This is a genomic window from Stenotrophomonas sp. GD03794 (assembly GCF_029842145.1).
Lineage (GTDB): Bacteria > Pseudomonadota > Gammaproteobacteria > Xanthomonadales > Xanthomonadaceae > Stenotrophomonas > Stenotrophomonas riyadhensis.
The window spans coordinates 1-15,259 of the sequence record NZ_JAOCFV010000018.1 but is presented as its reverse complement, the minus strand read 5'-3'; the positions used below and the strand labels follow the sequence as shown (position 1 = coordinate 15,259).

The 15,259-nt window shown below is 66.5% G+C and carries 14 protein-coding genes and 1 other RNA gene; 7 read left to right on the top strand and 8 right to left on the bottom strand.

Translation table 11 applies throughout. From position 1 onward, the window contains the following. Positions 1-271 precede the first annotated feature (271 nt). Both N5D91_RS11775 and N5D91_RS11770 read left to right on the top strand, forming a co-directional pair. Positions 272-1,060 carry an NRDE family protein gene (locus N5D91_RS11775; protein ID WP_180854808.1) on the top strand — a complete coding sequence of 263 codons (789 nt, stop codon included), beginning with the start codon at positions 272-274 and terminating at the stop codon, positions 1,058-1,060. A 316-nt stretch (positions 1,061-1,376) separates the two neighbouring features. Continuing rightward, positions 1,377-1,856: a DM13 domain-containing protein gene (locus N5D91_RS11770; RefSeq protein ID WP_110711043.1), complete on the top strand. Its 480-nt coding sequence runs from the start codon at positions 1,377-1,379 to the stop codon at positions 1,854-1,856. Between the two features lie 114 nt (positions 1,857-1,970). Here N5D91_RS11770 and rnpB read toward each other — a convergent pair. After that, an RNA gene (rnpB, locus tag N5D91_RS11765) (RNase P RNA component class A) lies at positions 1,971-2,322 on the bottom strand. Between the two features lie 155 nt (positions 2,323-2,477). Further along, complete coding sequence (gene rsmI / locus N5D91_RS11760) at positions 2,478-3,296, bottom strand: 16S rRNA (cytidine(1402)-2'-O)-methyltransferase (protein ID WP_005408070.1); 819 nt, start codon at positions 3,294-3,296, stop codon at positions 2,478-2,480. Positions 3,297-3,377: 81 nt separating this feature from the next. Here rsmI and N5D91_RS11755 point away from each other — a divergent pair, with 81 nt between their 5' ends. The 4 genes from N5D91_RS11755 to N5D91_RS11740 all read left to right on the top strand — a co-directional run bounded on the left by N5D91_RS11755 (position 3,378) and on the right by N5D91_RS11740 (position 7,594). Continuing rightward, positions 3,378-5,099 (top strand): penicillin-binding protein activator, encoded by a 1,722-nt coding sequence (locus tag N5D91_RS11755; protein WP_180855605.1) that lies wholly within the window; start codon positions 3,378-3,380, stop codon positions 5,097-5,099. Next, complete coding sequence (locus tag N5D91_RS11750; RefSeq protein WP_180855606.1) at positions 5,089-5,457, top strand: YraN family protein; 369 nt, start codon at positions 5,089-5,091, stop codon at positions 5,455-5,457. Before N5D91_RS11755 ends, N5D91_RS11750 begins: the two co-directional genes overlap by 11 nt. Positions 5,458-5,567: 110 nt before the next feature. Next, positions 5,568-6,212: a metal-dependent hydrolase gene (locus N5D91_RS11745; protein WP_180855607.1), complete on the top strand. Its 645-nt coding sequence runs from the start codon at positions 5,568-5,570 to the stop codon at positions 6,210-6,212. Next, positions 6,209-7,594 (top strand): FAD-linked oxidase C-terminal domain-containing protein, encoded by a 1,386-nt coding sequence (locus N5D91_RS11740; RefSeq protein ID WP_180855608.1) that lies wholly within the window; start codon positions 6,209-6,211, stop codon positions 7,592-7,594. The genes N5D91_RS11745 and N5D91_RS11740 overlap by 4 nt, the downstream gene beginning before the upstream one ends. A 100-nt stretch (positions 7,595-7,694) precedes the next feature. On the opposite strand, the gene N5D91_RS11735 is transcribed toward N5D91_RS11740, so the two are convergent. The 3 genes from N5D91_RS11735 to N5D91_RS11725 form a co-directional block, all read right to left on the bottom strand. Next, entirely contained in the window at positions 7,695-9,662 is a 1,968-nt protein-coding gene (locus tag N5D91_RS11735) for an acyltransferase family protein (RefSeq protein ID WP_180855609.1), read from the bottom strand. A gap of 262 nt (positions 9,663-9,924) precedes the next feature. After that, positions 9,925-10,674, bottom strand: coding sequence for an Imm52 family immunity protein (locus N5D91_RS11730; protein ID WP_164162123.1), 750 nt, complete (start codon positions 10,672-10,674; stop codon positions 9,925-9,927). Continuing rightward, positions 10,671-11,471 (bottom strand): Tox-REase-5 domain-containing protein, encoded by an 801-nt coding sequence (locus N5D91_RS11725; protein ID WP_180855610.1) that lies wholly within the window; start codon positions 11,469-11,471, stop codon positions 10,671-10,673. The genes N5D91_RS11730 and N5D91_RS11725 overlap by 4 nt, the downstream gene beginning before the upstream one ends. A gap of 780 nt (positions 11,472-12,251) precedes the next feature. On the opposite strand from N5D91_RS11725, the gene N5D91_RS11720 reads away from it, so the two are divergent. After that, positions 12,252-12,662, top strand: a complete 411-nt coding sequence (locus tag N5D91_RS11720) for a hypothetical protein (RefSeq protein WP_153856285.1) — start codon at positions 12,252-12,254, stop codon at positions 12,660-12,662. A gap of 507 nt (positions 12,663-13,169) precedes the next feature. Here N5D91_RS11720 and thiL read toward each other — a convergent pair. From thiL to ribH, 3 genes are all read right to left on the bottom strand, one after another. Continuing rightward, entirely contained in the window at positions 13,170-14,132 is a 963-nt protein-coding gene (gene thiL / locus N5D91_RS11715; RefSeq protein ID WP_180855611.1) for a thiamine-phosphate kinase, read from the bottom strand. Positions 14,133-14,252: 120 nt separating this feature from the next. Continuing rightward, positions 14,253-14,732 (bottom strand): transcription antitermination factor NusB, encoded by a 480-nt coding sequence (nusB, locus tag N5D91_RS11710; RefSeq protein ID WP_005408062.1) that lies wholly within the window; start codon positions 14,730-14,732, stop codon positions 14,253-14,255. Beyond that, entirely contained in the window at positions 14,729-15,196 is a 468-nt protein-coding gene (gene ribH, locus N5D91_RS11705; protein WP_012479138.1) for a 6,7-dimethyl-8-ribityllumazine synthase, read from the bottom strand. Before ribH ends, nusB begins: the two co-directional genes overlap by 4 nt. Between the last annotated feature and the right edge of the window lie 63 nt (positions 15,197-15,259).

Genomic DNA, 15,259 nt, shown 5'->3' with positions numbered 1-15,259 from the left:
AAAACACCCGGATTTCCCTCTGATGCCCACCTTAGCAGCGGCCCGAGGGTTGTCAACAACTTTTCCGCAGGGAAATCGCCAGCTGCATCAATGGCTTGCAACAACCTTTAGAGAATTGTTCAAGGCTTATCCACAAGTTGCTGATCCGTCTCAATTTTTGAGATTGAACGGAAGTTCAGGGGCGTGGAGAGGGCGTGAAACATCCGCCGCGCATTCATCCAGAACGCGCCGGAAACGGCGCCGGACTGCGCAAACCGTGCACAATGAGGCCATGTGCCTACTCGCTCTTGGCTGGATGCACCACCCGCGCTGGCGGCTGGTGATGACCGGCAACCGTGATGAGTTCCACGCCCGCCCGACGGCGGCGCTGGCCCCCTGGCAAGATGAGACCTCCGTCATCGGGGGGCGCGACCTGCGCTCCGGCGGTGGCTGGGCCGGCGTCGGTGCCACGGGCCGGATGGCGGTGGTCACCAATGTGCGTGATCCGCTGGCCGCGCAGACCGGCCCTTCACGGGGCGCGCTGGTCGCCGACTTCCTGCGCGGCCGCGACCCCGCCGCCGTGCATATCGACCGGTTGGCGACCGTGGCCGGCGCCTACGCCCCGTTCAACCTCCTGCTGGCCGATAGCGACAGCCTTGAGTACCTGGGCAACCATCCCGCCGAACGGCAGACCCTCGGCCCGGGCGTGCACGGCATGTCCAACGGCGCGCTGGACGCGCCCTGGCCGAAGACCCGGCGGCTGATGGCCGCGCTTGAAGCCTGGTTGAAGGAAGACGGGGTCAGATCCCTTTCGCAAGGCGAAAGGGATCTGACCCCAGACCTGACCCCGCTCTGGGCCGCCCTGGCTGACGAACACCGCCCCGCCGACAGCGACCTGCCCGACACCGGCATCGGCCTGGAGCGCGAACGCTGGCTGAGCCCGGCCTTCATCCGCGGCGACGACTACGGCACCCGTGCCAGCACCGTGCTGCTGATCGACGCCGATGGCCACGGCGAGATCCACGAGCGCCGCTTCGGCCCGCAGGGTGTACCCAGCGGACAGAGCCACGTCATTTTCTGACCCGGTCGTGCCGGCCGCTGGCCGGCAACCTCTGGATCTTCGGATGCGCCATGAAGCGGCCGGCCGGCGGTCGGCACTACCGGGCGTCGCGTTGTCGTGATCCACGCGACGGTAGTCGTCATCGCACCGGGCGCGAAACGTCATTCAGCTTCCAACCGTAACCGCGATCCGCCCGTACCACAGGGGCTCCGGCATCACCGTCCGCCCACTGTGTCCTTTTCGCATCCGGCACTGTGTCTATAAATGTCGCCCGCAACCTTCCAGGGTGGTCATGCCCGGCGCCATGCCGCGCGATCCACACCCACAAGGAGGCCCCATGCGCCGCATCCTCATCCTGCTTGCCACCCATCTGCTCACCCTCGGCCTTGGCTTCGGCCTGGGCGTCTATCTGCTGCCGATCCTGATCGCCCCCGATGACCCGCCGGTCGCGCAGGTGCAGGCCGCCATGACTGATGCCACCTACCGCACCACCTTCCGTCGCGACCTCAAGGGCAGCGATGCGGTGCACTGGGCCGAAGGCAAGGTCAGCGTCAGCCCGCGCCAGGTCGCCTTCGACGGCAAGATGGGCCCGGGCCCCGACTACAAGGTCTATCTGGTCCGCGACTTCGTCGACAACAAAGCCGATTTCCTGAAGATCAAGGCACAGGCGCAGCGCATTGGTGAAGTGAAGACCTTCAACCGTTTCCTGGTGGATGTGCCCGACACCGTGGACGTGGACGACTACACCACGGTGGTGGTGTGGTGCGAGCGCTTCTCGCAGTTCATCTCCGCAGGGCAGTACCGTACGCCGGGCTGACCGAGGCATGGGGTCGGATCCCTTTCCTCCGGAAAGGGATCCGACCCCGCAATCACGAAGCTGCCGGCCAGCGGCCGGCACTACCGATGCGCGGTTCACGCATATAGAAGAAGGAGGCGGAGCCGGCCGATAAGCCGGGTTCTGTCGTGGACAGTCATTCCTCTAGGCGTTACGTCACCGCAACGCTCAAGCAACCTACCCGGATCCAACGCGGGCCGCGCCAAAGGATCCCTATTTGGTCTTGCTCCAGGTGGGGTTTGCCGTGCCGGTCTGTTGCCAGACTCGCGGTGCGCTCTTACCGCACCATTTCACCCTTACCGGCCTTCCGAAGAAGACGTAGGCGGTATCTTTCTGTTGCACTTTCCGTCGGCTTGCGCCGCCCAGGCGTTACCTGGCACCTTGCCCTATGGAGCCCGGACTTTCCTCGGCACCCCCGAAGGGATGACGCGACTGTCTGGCCGGCTCCGCCAGCGCATATTCTAGCCTACGCACGCCCTTCCTGCCGTGCTGATCGCGGCGTCGGGTTCATCCATCCACGCATGGCGTGGATCTACCAATTCCGCTGCCCTGGTGGGTGCGGATTCCGCTTTGGTGGGTGCGGACCTCGGTCCGCACGATCCATCAACTGCCGTACAACGCCTTGCGCGGTGCGCCAGTCAGCTCGGCAGCCAGCTTGGCGGCAGTCGACGGCGGCAGATGCTCGCTCAGCTTGGCATAGACGCGGCGGCCATGCGCCAGTTGCGCTTCTTCGTCATCACCCGCGCCCTGCACCATCACCACGAACTCGCCCTTGCGCTGGTTCTCGTCGGCTTCCACCTTCGCCAGCAGACCGGCCAGGTCACCATCAAGCACGGTCTCGAACAGCTTGGTCAGCTCGCGGGCCAGCACCGCCGGTCGTTCGCCGCCGAAGATTGCCGCCATGTCGGCCAGCGACTCGGCAATGCGGTGCGAGGATTCATAGAACACCATCGTGCGCACTTCGCCGGCCAATGCCTGCAAGCGGTCGCGGCGGCCGCTGGCCTTGGCCGGCAGGAAGCCCTCGAAGCTGAAGCGGTCGCTGGGCAGGCCGGCCACGCTCAGCGCGGCGATGGCGGCACAGGCACCGGGAATCGGGCTGACCTTGATGCCGGCCGCGCGCGCGGCACGCACCAGCCGGAAACCAGGATCGCTGACCAGCGGGGTGCCGGCATCGCTGACCAGCGCCAGCGATTCGCCAGCCTGCAGGCGCGAGACCAGGCGCTGTGACAGCGCCTCCTCATTGTGTTCGTGCAGGGCCACCAGCGGCTGCTGGATGCCGAAATGGGACAGCAGCTGGCCACTGCGGCGGGTGTCTTCGGCACAGATGGCCGCCACCGAACGCAGCACCTCCTGCGCGCGCGGGCTCAGATCGGCCAGGTTGCCGATCGGGGTGGCGACGACGTACAGGGTTGGCACACTCATTTCAGCGGTACTCACGGGGCAAGGGTAGAATCGTAGCGTGTACCCGGCCAAGGCCGCTGCCCTCATCGCATGGACCCGATCATGAACAAGCCCGCCGCACGGATCTCCGCCCTGTCGTTGTCGCTGATGCTGCTGGCCGGCTGTGCCACCACCAGCCTGACCAGCACGCCCGATTCGCCGGCCCAGAGCCAGGCGCTGGCGCTGATCGAACAGGGCAAGCCGCGCGACGCCGCACTGCAGCTGGAAGGCCTGGCCGCCACCCTGCGCGGCGGTGCCCGCAGCAATGCGCTGGCCGATGCCGCCTGGGCCTGGCACCTGGCCGGTGACAGTGCGCGCGCACGCAGCCTGCTGGGCCAGCTCACCGCCCGCCAGCTGTCCGGTGCCAGCCTGCAGCGCTACCAGCTGACCGGCGCCGAGCTGGCGCTGGCCGACAAGCAGCCGGCGCAGGCACTGGCACTGCTGAAGGACCATGCCGACAGTGTTGCTGCCAGCCTGCGCACACGCTGGCTGCTGGCCCGCGCCCAGGCCCTGCAGGCCACTGGCGATGCCTTCGGCGCCGCCAACGAGCGGGCCCGCGCCCATGCCGGCCTGACCGGCAGCGCGCGCAGTGAAAACCAGGCTGCAATCTCCGGCCTGCTCGGCACCCTTGACGATGCCAGCCTGCGCAGCCGTGCCGCCGCATTGCCGGCCAACGATCCGCTGTACAACTTCGCCGGCCGTGCGCTGATCGCCCGCGGCCTGCCGCTGCCGCGCCCGTTCGACCGCGATGGCGCAGCCCAGTTCGACACCAGCAAGCGACCGCCGGCGATGAGCGACGGCTACCGACCGCCGGCCAAGCTGGCCGTGCTGCTGCCACTCAGCGGCCGCCTGGCCACCGCCGCGCAGCCGGTCCGTGACGGCCTGCTGGCCGCGTACTACGGCGAGACCCGCCGTCGCCCGGAGATCAACTTCATCGACACCGCCGGCACCCCGGCCGGTGCCCTCGCCGCCTACGACAAGGCCGTCGCCTCCGGTGCCGACTTCGTGGTCGGCCCGCTGGGCCGCGACGAAGTGGACGCCGTGTACGGCCGCCAGCAGCTGCAGGTACCGGTGCTGGCGCTGAACCGCGGCAAGGATGCACCGCCGGCCGGCAGCGCCGGTTTCTCACTGGCACCGGAAGACGACGGCATCGTCGCCGCCGAGTACCTGCGTGGACGCGAACGCAACCGCGCACTGGTGATCAGCAGCAATGACGACACCGGCCGCCGTTCCGCTGCCGCCTTCGCCCAGCGCTTCGCGCAGCGCGGCGGCCAGGTCGCGGCCACCTTCAACGTCAGCGATGCCGTGGGCGATGTCGGCGCGCAGGTGCGCAATGCCGGCCAGGTCGATGCCGTGTTCCTCGCCGTGCGCGCCCCGCAGGCGCGACTGCTGGCGCCGCAGCTGGCGCTGGCTGGTGCCGGTGGTGCCACCCGCGTCGGTACCTCGCAGCTGACCGTCGGCAGCGGCAAGGTGGAAGAAGACGTGGCCCTGGACGGCATCGTCTACCCGAACGAAGCCTGGAACGTGCGCAGCGTGTCCGGCCTGCCGTCGGCCAGCCAGGTGGCCAGCACCCTGCCCAGCGCTCGCGGTGCGGCCGGCCGCCTGTTCGCCTTCGGCGCCGATGCCTGGAAGATCACCGCCTACCTGGACAAGCTGTCCAACGAAGGCGGCCTGGACGGTGCCACCGGCACCCTGTTCCTGGACAGCAACGGCAACATCCTGCGCCAGCCGGCGTGGTCCACCTTCAATGGCGGCCGGCCGATGCCGATCGTCGGTGGTCGCTGAGCGCAGCCAACGTGGCTCGGCGGTGGAAGCCGCCGCCGAGCAGCACCTGCAACAGGCCGGACTGCAGCCGCATGCGCGCAACGTGCGTTACCGCGGCGGTGAACTGGACCTGGTGATGGACGATGCCGGCACCGTGGTGTTCGTGGAAGTGCGCTATCGCGCGCGCTCCGATTTCGGTGGCGGCGCCGCCTCGGTCGATGCCCGCAAGTGCCGGCGCCTGGCGCATGCCGCGCAGCTGTTCCTGCAGGACAACCCGACGCTGGCCAATGCACCCTGCCGTTTTGATGTGGTCGACGCCACGGGCGAGCCGCCGCAGCTGCGGTGGCTGCGTGATGCGTTCCGGCTGGATGACTGCTGATGGTTTCCGTCCGCTCTGGTAGAGGCCGACCTTGGTCGGCGCTTCTGTGCCAACCAAGGTTGGCACCTACCAGAGCGCAGCCTGGCCGGCACGACCACGGTGCGTGACTGATGCCGTCGATCATCACCCATGCCGCTGTGCCGTTGGCGCTCTGGTGCGCCGCTGATCGTGGCCGCATCCCACCACGCCTGCTTGCTGCCGGTGTGATCGCTGCGATGCTGCCCGATGCCGACGTGCTGGCCTTTGCCCTGCACATTCCCTACGCCGATGCCTTCGGCCATCGCGGCGCCAGTCATTCGTTGCTGTTTGCCTGCGTGCTGGCGGCGGTGGCCGCGGTGTTGGCGTTCTTTGGTAGCCGCCGACCTTGGTCGACACACCGCAGTTCCGGTAGTCGCCGACCTTGGTCGGCGGTTCTGTGCCAACCAAGGTTGGCACCTACCAAGGCAGGGTCAACGGTGGCATCGACCCTACAAACGGCGGTGTTCGTCTTCGTCTGCGCCGCCAGCCATCCGTTGCTGGATGCGATGACCTCCGGCGGCCTCGGTGTCGCCCTGGCCTGGCCATGGAGTGAGCAGCGCTTCTTCGCACCGTGGCGACCCATCCGCGTTTCTCCGTTCGCGCCACAGTTCTTCAGCGCGCGCGGCGTGTCCACCCTGCTCTCTGAACTGCGCTGGGTGTGGCTGCCGCTGGCTACCGCCGTTGTTGCCTGGAAACTGATCCAACCCGCTCCTGCTGCCCCACGAGACCTGTCATGAGTACTGCCCTGCCCGCCCCCCTGGTTGCCGAACTGTCTGCCCTGCTGGGCGCGGAGGGCTGGCGCATGGATGACAACACGCTGGAGGCGAACGCCCAGGACAACTCATGGCGCCACCAGCGCCCGGCGGCGGTGGCGCTGCCAGCCGACATCGAACAGGTACAGGCGCTGGTGCGTGCCTGCCGCGCGCATGGCGTGGCACTGGTCGCACGTGGCGCTGGTACCGGCACCACCGGCGCGGCGGTGCCGCTGCCCGGCAGTATCGTGCTGTCGTTCACCCGCATGGACCGCATCGTCGAGATCCGCGCCGGTGACCGTTGCGCGGTCGTGCAACCCGGCGTGCTCAACGGCACCCTGCAGCAGGCGCTGGCCCCGCATGGCCTGTTCTGGGCACCAGACCCTTCCAGCGCCGAGATCTGCAGCATCGGTGGCAATCTTGCCTGCAATGCCGGTGGCCCGCGCGCAGTGAAGTACGGCACCAGCCGCGATAACGTGCTGGGGCTGGTGGCGGTGACCGGCACCGGTGACGTGATCCGCTGCGGTGGCGCCTACACCAAGGACGCCACCGGCTACGACCTCACCCACCTGCTGGTGGGCAGCGAAGGTACGCTGGCATTGATCGTGGAAGCCACGCTCAAACTGACCCCGTTGCCGGTCAGCCAGGCCGGGCTGCGCGTGCTGTACCGCGATGCCGATGCCGCCGCGGCCGCCGTATCGCGATTGATGTCGCAACCGGCGGTACCGACCCGCCTGGAGTTCATGGATGCGCGCAGCCTGGAGTTGCTGCGGCTGAATGGTGCCGACGTACCGGAGGCCGGCGCGATGCTGCTGGTCGAAGCCGATGGTGACCACGACACCCTGCCCTACCTGCTGCAGGCACTGGCCAGCGCTGCCGAGGGTGACGGCATGATCGAACTGGACGTGGCGATGGAAGGCCGTGCACGCGACCAGCTGTGGGCCGCACGCAAGGCGCTGTCGCCCGCGCTGCGCAGCGTTGCACCGGGCAAGATCAATGAGGATGTGGTGGTCCCGGTGTCGCGCATTCCGGAACTGGTGGCCGGCGTGCAGGCATTGGCGCGTGACTACACGCTGACCATCGTCACCTTCGGCCATGCCGGCAACGGCAACCTGCACGTCAACATCCTCTATCACCCGGACGATGCCGACGAGAACGCACGCGCGCATGCCGCGCTGCCGAAGATCTTCGAGCTGACGCTGGCGCTGGGTGGCACGCTGTCCGGCGAACACGGGATTGGCCTGGCCAAGCGCGATTTCATGGCGCAGGCGTTCACTGCGGAAACGCTGGCGACGATGCGCGCAATCAAGGCCGCACTGGACCCGGACGGCATCCTCAACCCCGGCAAGGTGCTGCCGCCGGCATAGACCGCGCACCTACCTGTAGAGCCGAGCCATGCTCGGCTCACCGCGCGAAGCGCGGGCTTCCTGCCTGCGGAACGCAGAGCAGCCGAGCGCGGGCTCGGCTCTACACCGGCTTGTCGCTCGCGATATCGACCAAGGTCTGCCGGAAGCTGGGCAGCAGCACGCGGTTGCCATGCCCGCTCAGGTGATCGTTGTCGAAGAACAGCGGCTCACCCTCTTCCACCGCCGAACAGGCCTGCGGTCCGCACAGCAGCGGCAACGGGTCCCACACAGTCAACGCCGGATAGCGCGCCGCCAGCTCAGCCAGCAACACCATCTGCGGCGCACGCAGCCTTTCCAGATCGGCACGCGGCATGCTCAGGCCACCGGCACAGGCAGGATTGCGGCGGTTGAACCAATCCGAGCACCGGTACGCACCGGCCTTGAACAACGGCAGCGGTGCATCCACAACCACGTGCACGCCCAGCTTCTGCAAACGCCCAAGAACACGATCGGCTTCATCGCGTGCGGCCTGCGCGTGGGCCGGCGTGCGCTCGTCCAGCAGCTGTTGATAGATCTGCTGTGCATCCTGGCGCTGCCAATCGAACCCACGCAGCTCCGGCATACGCAGGGCCGCCAGCAACACGATGTCGCCCGGACGCGCCTCGTGCTCGATGTTCGACAGCGCGTCTTCAATGAAGTCCTGGCAATCGACCGGGCTCGCCCGCAACAGATTGACGAAGCTGCAGCCGCCGCGATCCTGCTGGCGCACCTCCATGCCGGTCTGCCGCGCCACCATGCTGGTCATGGTGCGGTAGGCCGCTGCATGCGAGTCGCCCACTACGAACAGGCGCCGCCCTTCAAGCGCCGGCGCACTCACCGGTTCCAGCGGCCGCCAAGCGGGATAGCGGCGCGCCTGCCATGCATAGCCATCGCGGGTAACGCTGAGCGAGATCTGCTCGTGGTATTCCACCGTAGCCCACGCTCCTGCGCCGCATAGCGCCACCACTGGCAGCGCCATCGCCAGCACCTTGGCCGGCGCCAGGCGCAGCAGCGGTACGGCGCTGCGCAGCGGACGTTCGATGAAGTGATAAGACCCGGCGGATATCGCCAGCAGCAGCACCGGATACAGCCACAGCGCGGCGCCGTGCAGGCCGTAGGTCCAGCGCAGCAGCACCAGCAACGGCCAGTGCCACAGGTACAGCGAATAGGACAGCCGGCCCAGATACGCCAGCGGCGCGCACCCCAATGCGTGGCCGATGCGCGATGTCCCCGGCACCGACACACTCGCCAGCAGCATCAACGTGCCAGCCACGGTAGCCAGTACACCCGGCACCGGCATCGCCAGCTGAGGTGCGATCACCACGCCCGCGGCCAGCAGCGCCAGACCGGCCACGGCAACCGCATCCCCTTTCTGGCGCGGCGTACGCGTACGCATCCACTTGTACAGCAGCGCGCCCGCGGCCAGCTCCCAGAACCGCGCCGGCAGCAGATAGAACGCCTCCGCCGGTGCCGTCTGTGCCTGCCGGGCCGCCCACGCCAACGACAGCACGGTGAGCACCGGCAACAACCAACGCGACCACGGCCAGCGCTCACGCCCGCGCAGCCAGACGAAGAACAGCAGCGGGAAGAGCAGATAGAACTGCTCCTCCACGCCCAGCGTCCACGTGTGCAGGAACGGGTTGAGTTCCGCGCCGGGCGAGAAGTAGTCGTCCTGCTGGCCAGCCAGCACGATGTTGCTGAAGCCGACCAGCGCGGCCCAGCCGGTCTGGTCGAACTGCTCGTTGCGCCACGCGCGGGGAATGAACAACGCCGACAGCACGAAGGTGGCCATCAGCATCACCAGCAATGCCGGCAACAGGCGCAGCACGCGGCGGCGGTAGAAGTCGAGCAGCATCGCGCCCAGCGACGCATGGGTGCGCGAGGCCAGCGACTGGCTGATCACGAAGCCGGACACCACGAAGAACAGGTCAACGCCGGTGAAGCCACCGGGCAGCCACGTTGCGTTGGTGTGGAAGACGACGACGGCCAGCACCGCCAATGCACGCAGGCCATCGATGGCGGCGTTGTGGGAACGTTCGGGCGCGGACATGTGGGATGCGGAAGTGAGCGATCCGGCAGCATCACCAGCCACCCCGCAGTCATTCAATGGACGATCGCGACAGAGCAGGTATGTGTTTAGGTTCGATCCAGCCTGTGAGCCAGAGTAGAGCCGAGCCATGCTCGGCTGCTCTTCGTGCAGATCGCGATGAGCCGAGCGTGGGCTCGGCGCTCCGTGCGTTTCAGGCCGTGCTCTGTTGTCTGGGGCCTGATTCCAGGTTCGCTCGAGCTCTCCCGAGCCTGCAATTGATCCCTCACCCCATGAGATTCGGGTCCGTCACCGGCAACAGGTCATAACTGGCCAGATCCATCTCAACGCGGTGAACCTTGTCTACCTGCGCGTCGTCGCAAGGATCGAAAACACCCGGCACCGAAACGATCACCGTGCCCAAGCCATCGACCGGGTGCACAGCGTGCGCATCGCGCAACTGCGGGTGCGTTATCTGCACGGGGACGAAGCCCATCCAGCCAAAGAACTGCCGGTGTTGGTATAGGCGCCGGTTGATCTGGTAATAAATCAACTCACTTCCAGGCGTTCTAGCTTTGACATCTGTACAGGCAAAGTCGGGCTGGATTGCCTTCACCGACTCGATCATCGCGTTGAGCATGACCGGGGAAATTGTCTCGCCAAACGGGGCGATCCCTTTCACGCTCAGGCTATTGCGCCCCGTTGTTGGGTTCAAGTCGAGCACGACCACCCCCGGCCTGCGCCAATCCCGATCATTGTCAACGTTGGCCAGCATCAGGGAAGCTCCAAGCTCTTCATAGTCGCCGTACCGTTCTCGACTCCTTTCAATGCCTAACTTCATTGAGGCAAGCAAAGCACCCGCATCTTCCAGCGATACGTACCTGTCCTTGGGCCCCCTGGGCAGCGCATACCAACGCTTCATCAACGGGTGCATCCGCGCCAAGCTTTGGGTGAGCCCCACTGCCTTGCTCAACACCTCTTCAGGCGTGCGGGAAACAGGCCTTGTCCATAGATTGGTTTGAGCGCCAAGGATCATGCATTTGCTCCAGGAAATGGCTCGTATCTGCAGATAAGAGGGTCGAGGTAATTCATCGCTATCGCTGCGGCCATTGCCCGCGGTTGCATGAAGCACCATAAGAGTTTGGCTGGCGCACCACCAATCGCAATCGCGGCGCGCTGCCTAGCCATCTGTTCACTCCATGCACCAAACACACCATGCCGGACGAACCCATACTTTTCGTCGCCATCTTCATCAATGAAATGGTCATATCTCCCCTTCGCCTCCACTACCGTGCATTCCCGCAACCAGAACCCATCAAACTCGCAGGCGTTGAAATGCCATTCCTGCACGGTGCGTGAGAACCCATCACGGTTGAGATAGTCGAATAGGGTATCCACCGAGAACAACCGCCGCGCGGGATCCGTCTTGTCAGCAACCAGGAAGCCAAAACGCAGCGGTGCCGAGCGCAGATTGGCGATATAGAGCTGGTACTCGTAGTTGACCAGATTGCGTTGGGTGACATAGCGCGGCGTGAGGGGTGGACCCATGAAGCCCTGCTTCAGCAGGCACTCGTTGCATGCGGTCTCGTCGGGCATTTCCGAACAATCCACTTCCCGAGCCTTGCTCTGCGGCTCGGTACGCGCCTCGGGTTTGGCTTCGCCGCGCACCCGTTGATGGATGCCGTCCACCACATCGCGAATGCCATCCATCACGTCAGCGGTGGTCGGCCCACCGTATGGATCCACCGGATGGCCATCTCCATCCACGCCACCGGCGCCACCTCCAACGCCGGGCCCAAGCCAGGGCCGGGGTCCGATGATTCTGGTGCCCATGTGCAGCTCCTTGCTGTTCTGCCAGATTCAAAAGCAAATCCGCCGCTGGCCGCTTGGAGTTCTTTCATTCGGCGTACCAGGTACATCGCGTCTGGGCGGCAAGCGACGGGTATGGCCGAACGTATCAACGCCCCCCTGCCGCGTGCACTCTCATGCAGCATGCACTGTGCGCCTGGCTCTGCAGCGACACGCGCATGCGCAGGTGGCGCAAGCCCTGGCCTCTTCACGACGTGTGGCCAGGGTACGCCGACCGCTATTACCCACCTAAGCAGATTGCGACAGATCGCGCGCTGACAGACGGCTGCGAGCGCTGGCGCTTTCCTGGCCCGATAGGGGCGATAGGGGATTGCCTACTGGGCCTTGGCGGGGCATGCAGTTGCGCGCGAAGCGTAGCCGAGCGTGGGCTCGGCTCTACAGGAATGTCGCGATTGCCACGCTGAGGCGCGCGCCACGCGTCTGCAACACTTTCCAGCTTTCCAACAATTCTCATTGGCAGCATTGGCGCTTCATGCAAATCATGTAGCGCCACCGACAACGGGTGGCACGGGCTTCCAATCCCGTTAGGTTGATGTGTTGGTTACGCTTGCCTGCCGGCGTCGCTCTTTCCTTGTTGAGTGGCGTCGGCAGGCATTCTGTCCGCGCTTACATGGCGGGCGGTGCGTGGGGGCCTCGCGCCCGCCGGCGCTTCTACATCGACCTCCGGTATTGGAACCACGCACCGTCCGCCACCCTCGCTGTTAAGCGGGGTGGCTTCTTCGTCGCCAGCACAAGGAAGCCACCATGACTGCCACACACTACCCGTACCTGTTCGCCACCCTCGGCGAGGCTGCCAACGATCTGCCCGAAGCCATCGCCCGCGCACTGGAAACCACACTCAGCGCTGCGCACGGCAGCGGCGCGCCCTCCAGCACCGCACTGTTGGCATGCCTGCAGCGCATCCGCCAGGTCGAGGCCGCCGACGGCCAGCCCTGGCCAGAGAAGGACCGTACATCGGGACACCGCATGGCCATGGCGCGTGCCAACCGCGCCAATGCCGGGCTGACCGTGCTGCTGGAACTGCTGCACGCGACCGAACGCGTGCGCGTGGATGGCGCTGATGACCAGCAGGTGGGTGACGACGTGCGCGAGGGATTGCTGCTGGCCTGTCGTGGCCTGGCCGAGTATGTGGATGTGCAGTTGCACGCGGCGTAGCGCCGGGCGATGCCGGTGCACCTCCACCTGGGTAGGTGTCGACCTTGGTCGACACACTCGTGCCAACCAAGGTTGGCACCCACCAGAGCAATGCCGATGCGCCCCTGCTTCGGTAGGTGTCGACCTTGGTCGACACACTCGTGCCAACCAAGGTTGGCACCCACCAGGGCAATGCCGATGCGCCCCTGCTTCGGTAGGTGCCGACCTTGGTCGACGCGTTCGTGCCAACCAAGGTTGGCAGCTACCAGAGCAATGCCGATGCGCCCCCGCTTTGGTAGGTGTCGACCTTGGTCGACACACTCGTGCCAACCAAGGTTGGCACCCACCAGAGCAGTACCGATGCGCCCCTGCTTCGGTAGGTGTCGACCTTGGTCGACACACTCGTGCCAACCAAGGTTGGCACCCACCAGGGCAGTACCGCTGCGCCCCTGCTTCGGTAGGTGTCGACCTTGGTCGACACACTCGTGCCAACCAAGGTTGGCACCCACCAGGGCAGTACCGCTGCGGCTACGCGAAGTGCTGGTAACCGCCGTCGGCGGCTTCGCCATCCACGTGCACGCCCTGCCCTTCGGCGATGCGGCCGATTCGGGTGAGCGGCACGTCCAGCGATTCGGCCAGGTAGTGCAGCGCATCGCGCTGGTCGGCGGCGGCGGTGAAGCACAGCTCGTAGTCGTCACCACCGCGCAGTGCGCAGTCGCGCGCGCCATCGCGGCCGAGCAGTTCACGCAGCGCGTGCGAGATCGGAAGCGAATCGGCATCCACATGCGCGGCCACGTTGCTGCGCGTGGCGATGTGACCCAGATCGGCCAGCAGGCCATCGGATACATCCACTGCCGCGTGCGCGAACGCACGCAGGCGCAGGCCCAGGGTCACACGCGGCGTCGGCCGCAGCAGACGCAGGCGCAGGCTTTCGTAGTCGGCCAGCAGCGTGGCGGTGGCGATGCTCAGCGCAGCTTGTTGCCACAGGCGCAGCGTACCGGCGGCATCGCCGAGCGTGCCGCTCACCCAGATATCATCGCCCACCTGCGCGCGGTCGCGACGCAGGGCCTGCCCACGCCCAACCTGGCCCATCGCTGTGACCGACAGCGACAGCGGGCCACGCGTGGTGTCGCCACCGATCAGCGCGATGTCGTGCTGGTCGGCCAGGGCGAAGAAGCCATCGGCGAAGGCATCGATCCAGTCTTCAGTGGCTTCCGGCAGCGACAACGCCAACGTGCACCACGCCGGGCGCGCGCCCATCGCAGCCAGGTCCGACAGGTTGACCGCCAGGGTCTTCCAGCCGATGTCGAAGGCCGGGGTTTCCACCGGGAAGTGCACGCCGCTGTTGAGCGTGTCGGCGGTGACCACCAGTTGCTCATTGGCACGCGGCTGCAGCAGCGCAGCGTCGTCGCCGATGCCAAGCAGGATGTCGTCGCGCTCGAGGGTGCGGGCGCGGATGCGGTCAATGAGGGCGAATTCGGCCAGGGACATGGGGCGCTCCCGCTGTTGTACGTGCCGCGCAGGGCGCGGTGGGCGGTAGTGCCGGCCGCTGGCCGGCAACCTCAGGATCCCTGCAGCTGCCGGCCAGCGGCCGGCACTACCACAGGTGGGTCAGTGACCCGATTCGACCTTGCGCCATTCCACGGCGGCACGATCCAGCACGCCGTTGACGTAGGTATGGCCGTGCTCGGAACCGAAGCGCTTGGCCGATTCGATGGCTTCGTTGATCACCACACGGTACGGCACGTCCAGGCGGTAGCGCAGCTCGTAGGCGGCCAGGCGCAGCACCGCGCGTTCGATCGCGTCCACTTCCTCGATGCCACGGTCCAGGTACGGGCCGAGCGCTTCGTCGATGTCGCGGCGGTTGTCGAGCACGCCGTGCAGCAGTGCTTCGAAGTACGCCAGGTCGGCGATTTCGCGGGCCTGCTCGTGGGCGAACTGAGCGATCAGCGACTGGGCGTTGCCGCCGGAGATCTGCCAGGCGTAGATGGCCTGCACAGCACGACGGCGCGCGCGCGAGCGCAGCACCGGATCGACGCCATCACGGCGGACGGGTTTACCGGAGGGCTTGCCCTGGGTGTTCTTGTTCATGGCAGCTGCTCCAGAAGATTGACCATTTCCAATGCGGCGAGTGCGACTTCCTCGCCCTTGTTGCCGTGGCTGCCGCCTGCGCGGGCCTCGGCGTCTTCAACGCGTTCCACCGCCAGCACGCCGTTCAGCACCGGCACGCCGAAGTCCAGCTGCACACGCATCAGGCCTTCGGCGCAGCGGTCGGCCACGTGTTCGTAGTGGCGGGTATCGCCACGGATCACGCAGCCCAGGGTGAGGATGGCGGCGTGCTCATGGGCCGCAGCCAGGCGCGCGGCGACCAGCGGCAGTTCCCAGGCACCCGGCACGCGGATCACGTCGATGTTGGCTTCGGCAATGCCGTTGCCGGCCAGGCTCTGGCGGGCGCCAGCGACCAGCGTGTCGGTGATGCGGGCATTCCAGCGGCTGGCCAGGATGGCGAAGCGCGCCGATTCGGGAGTGCGAAGATCGCCTTCGTAGTGGCTCATATGCGGCTTGGGGGACTCGATAAGGGGGTAATTCTAGCGTGGATGGGCCCCGGCCGTGATCGG

Excerpts from the sequence above, each read along its gene's own strand:
- N5D91_RS11755 (WP_180855605.1), top strand. The coding sequence starts at position 3,378 with ATGAACAAGCCCGCCGCACGGATCTCCGCCCTGTCGTTGTCGCTGATG.
- rsmI (WP_005408070.1), bottom strand. The coding sequence starts at position 3,296 with ATGAGTGTGCCAACCCTGTACGTCGTCGCCACCCCGATCGGCAACCTG.
- N5D91_RS11720 (WP_153856285.1), top strand. The coding sequence starts at position 12,252 with ATGACTGCCACACACTACCCGTACCTGTTCGCCACCCTCGGCGAGGCT.
- N5D91_RS11725 (WP_180855610.1), bottom strand. The coding sequence starts at position 11,471 with ATGGGCACCAGAATCATCGGACCCCGGCCCTGGCTTGGGCCCGGCGTT.
- N5D91_RS11745 (WP_180855607.1), top strand. The coding sequence starts at position 5,568 with ATGCCGTCGATCATCACCCATGCCGCTGTGCCGTTGGCGCTCTGGTGC.
- N5D91_RS11740 (WP_180855608.1), top strand. The coding sequence starts at position 6,209 with ATGAGTACTGCCCTGCCCGCCCCCCTGGTTGCCGAACTGTCTGCCCTG.
- N5D91_RS11735 (WP_180855609.1), bottom strand. The coding sequence starts at position 9,662 with ATGTCCGCGCCCGAACGTTCCCACAACGCCGCCATCGATGGCCTGCGT.
- N5D91_RS11775 (WP_180854808.1), top strand. The coding sequence starts at position 272 with ATGTGCCTACTCGCTCTTGGCTGGATGCACCACCCGCGCTGGCGGCTG.
- N5D91_RS11730 (WP_164162123.1), bottom strand. The coding sequence starts at position 10,674 with ATGATCCTTGGCGCTCAAACCAATCTATGGACAAGGCCTGTTTCCCGC.
- nusB (WP_005408062.1), bottom strand. The coding sequence starts at position 14,732 with ATGAACAAGAACACCCAGGGCAAGCCCTCCGGTAAACCCGTCCGCCGT.
- N5D91_RS11770 (WP_110711043.1), top strand. The coding sequence starts at position 1,377 with ATGCGCCGCATCCTCATCCTGCTTGCCACCCATCTGCTCACCCTCGGC.
- thiL (WP_180855611.1), bottom strand. The coding sequence starts at position 14,132 with ATGTCCCTGGCCGAATTCGCCCTCATTGACCGCATCCGCGCCCGCACC.
- ribH (WP_012479138.1), bottom strand. The coding sequence starts at position 15,196 with ATGAGCCACTACGAAGGCGATCTTCGCACTCCCGAATCGGCGCGCTTC.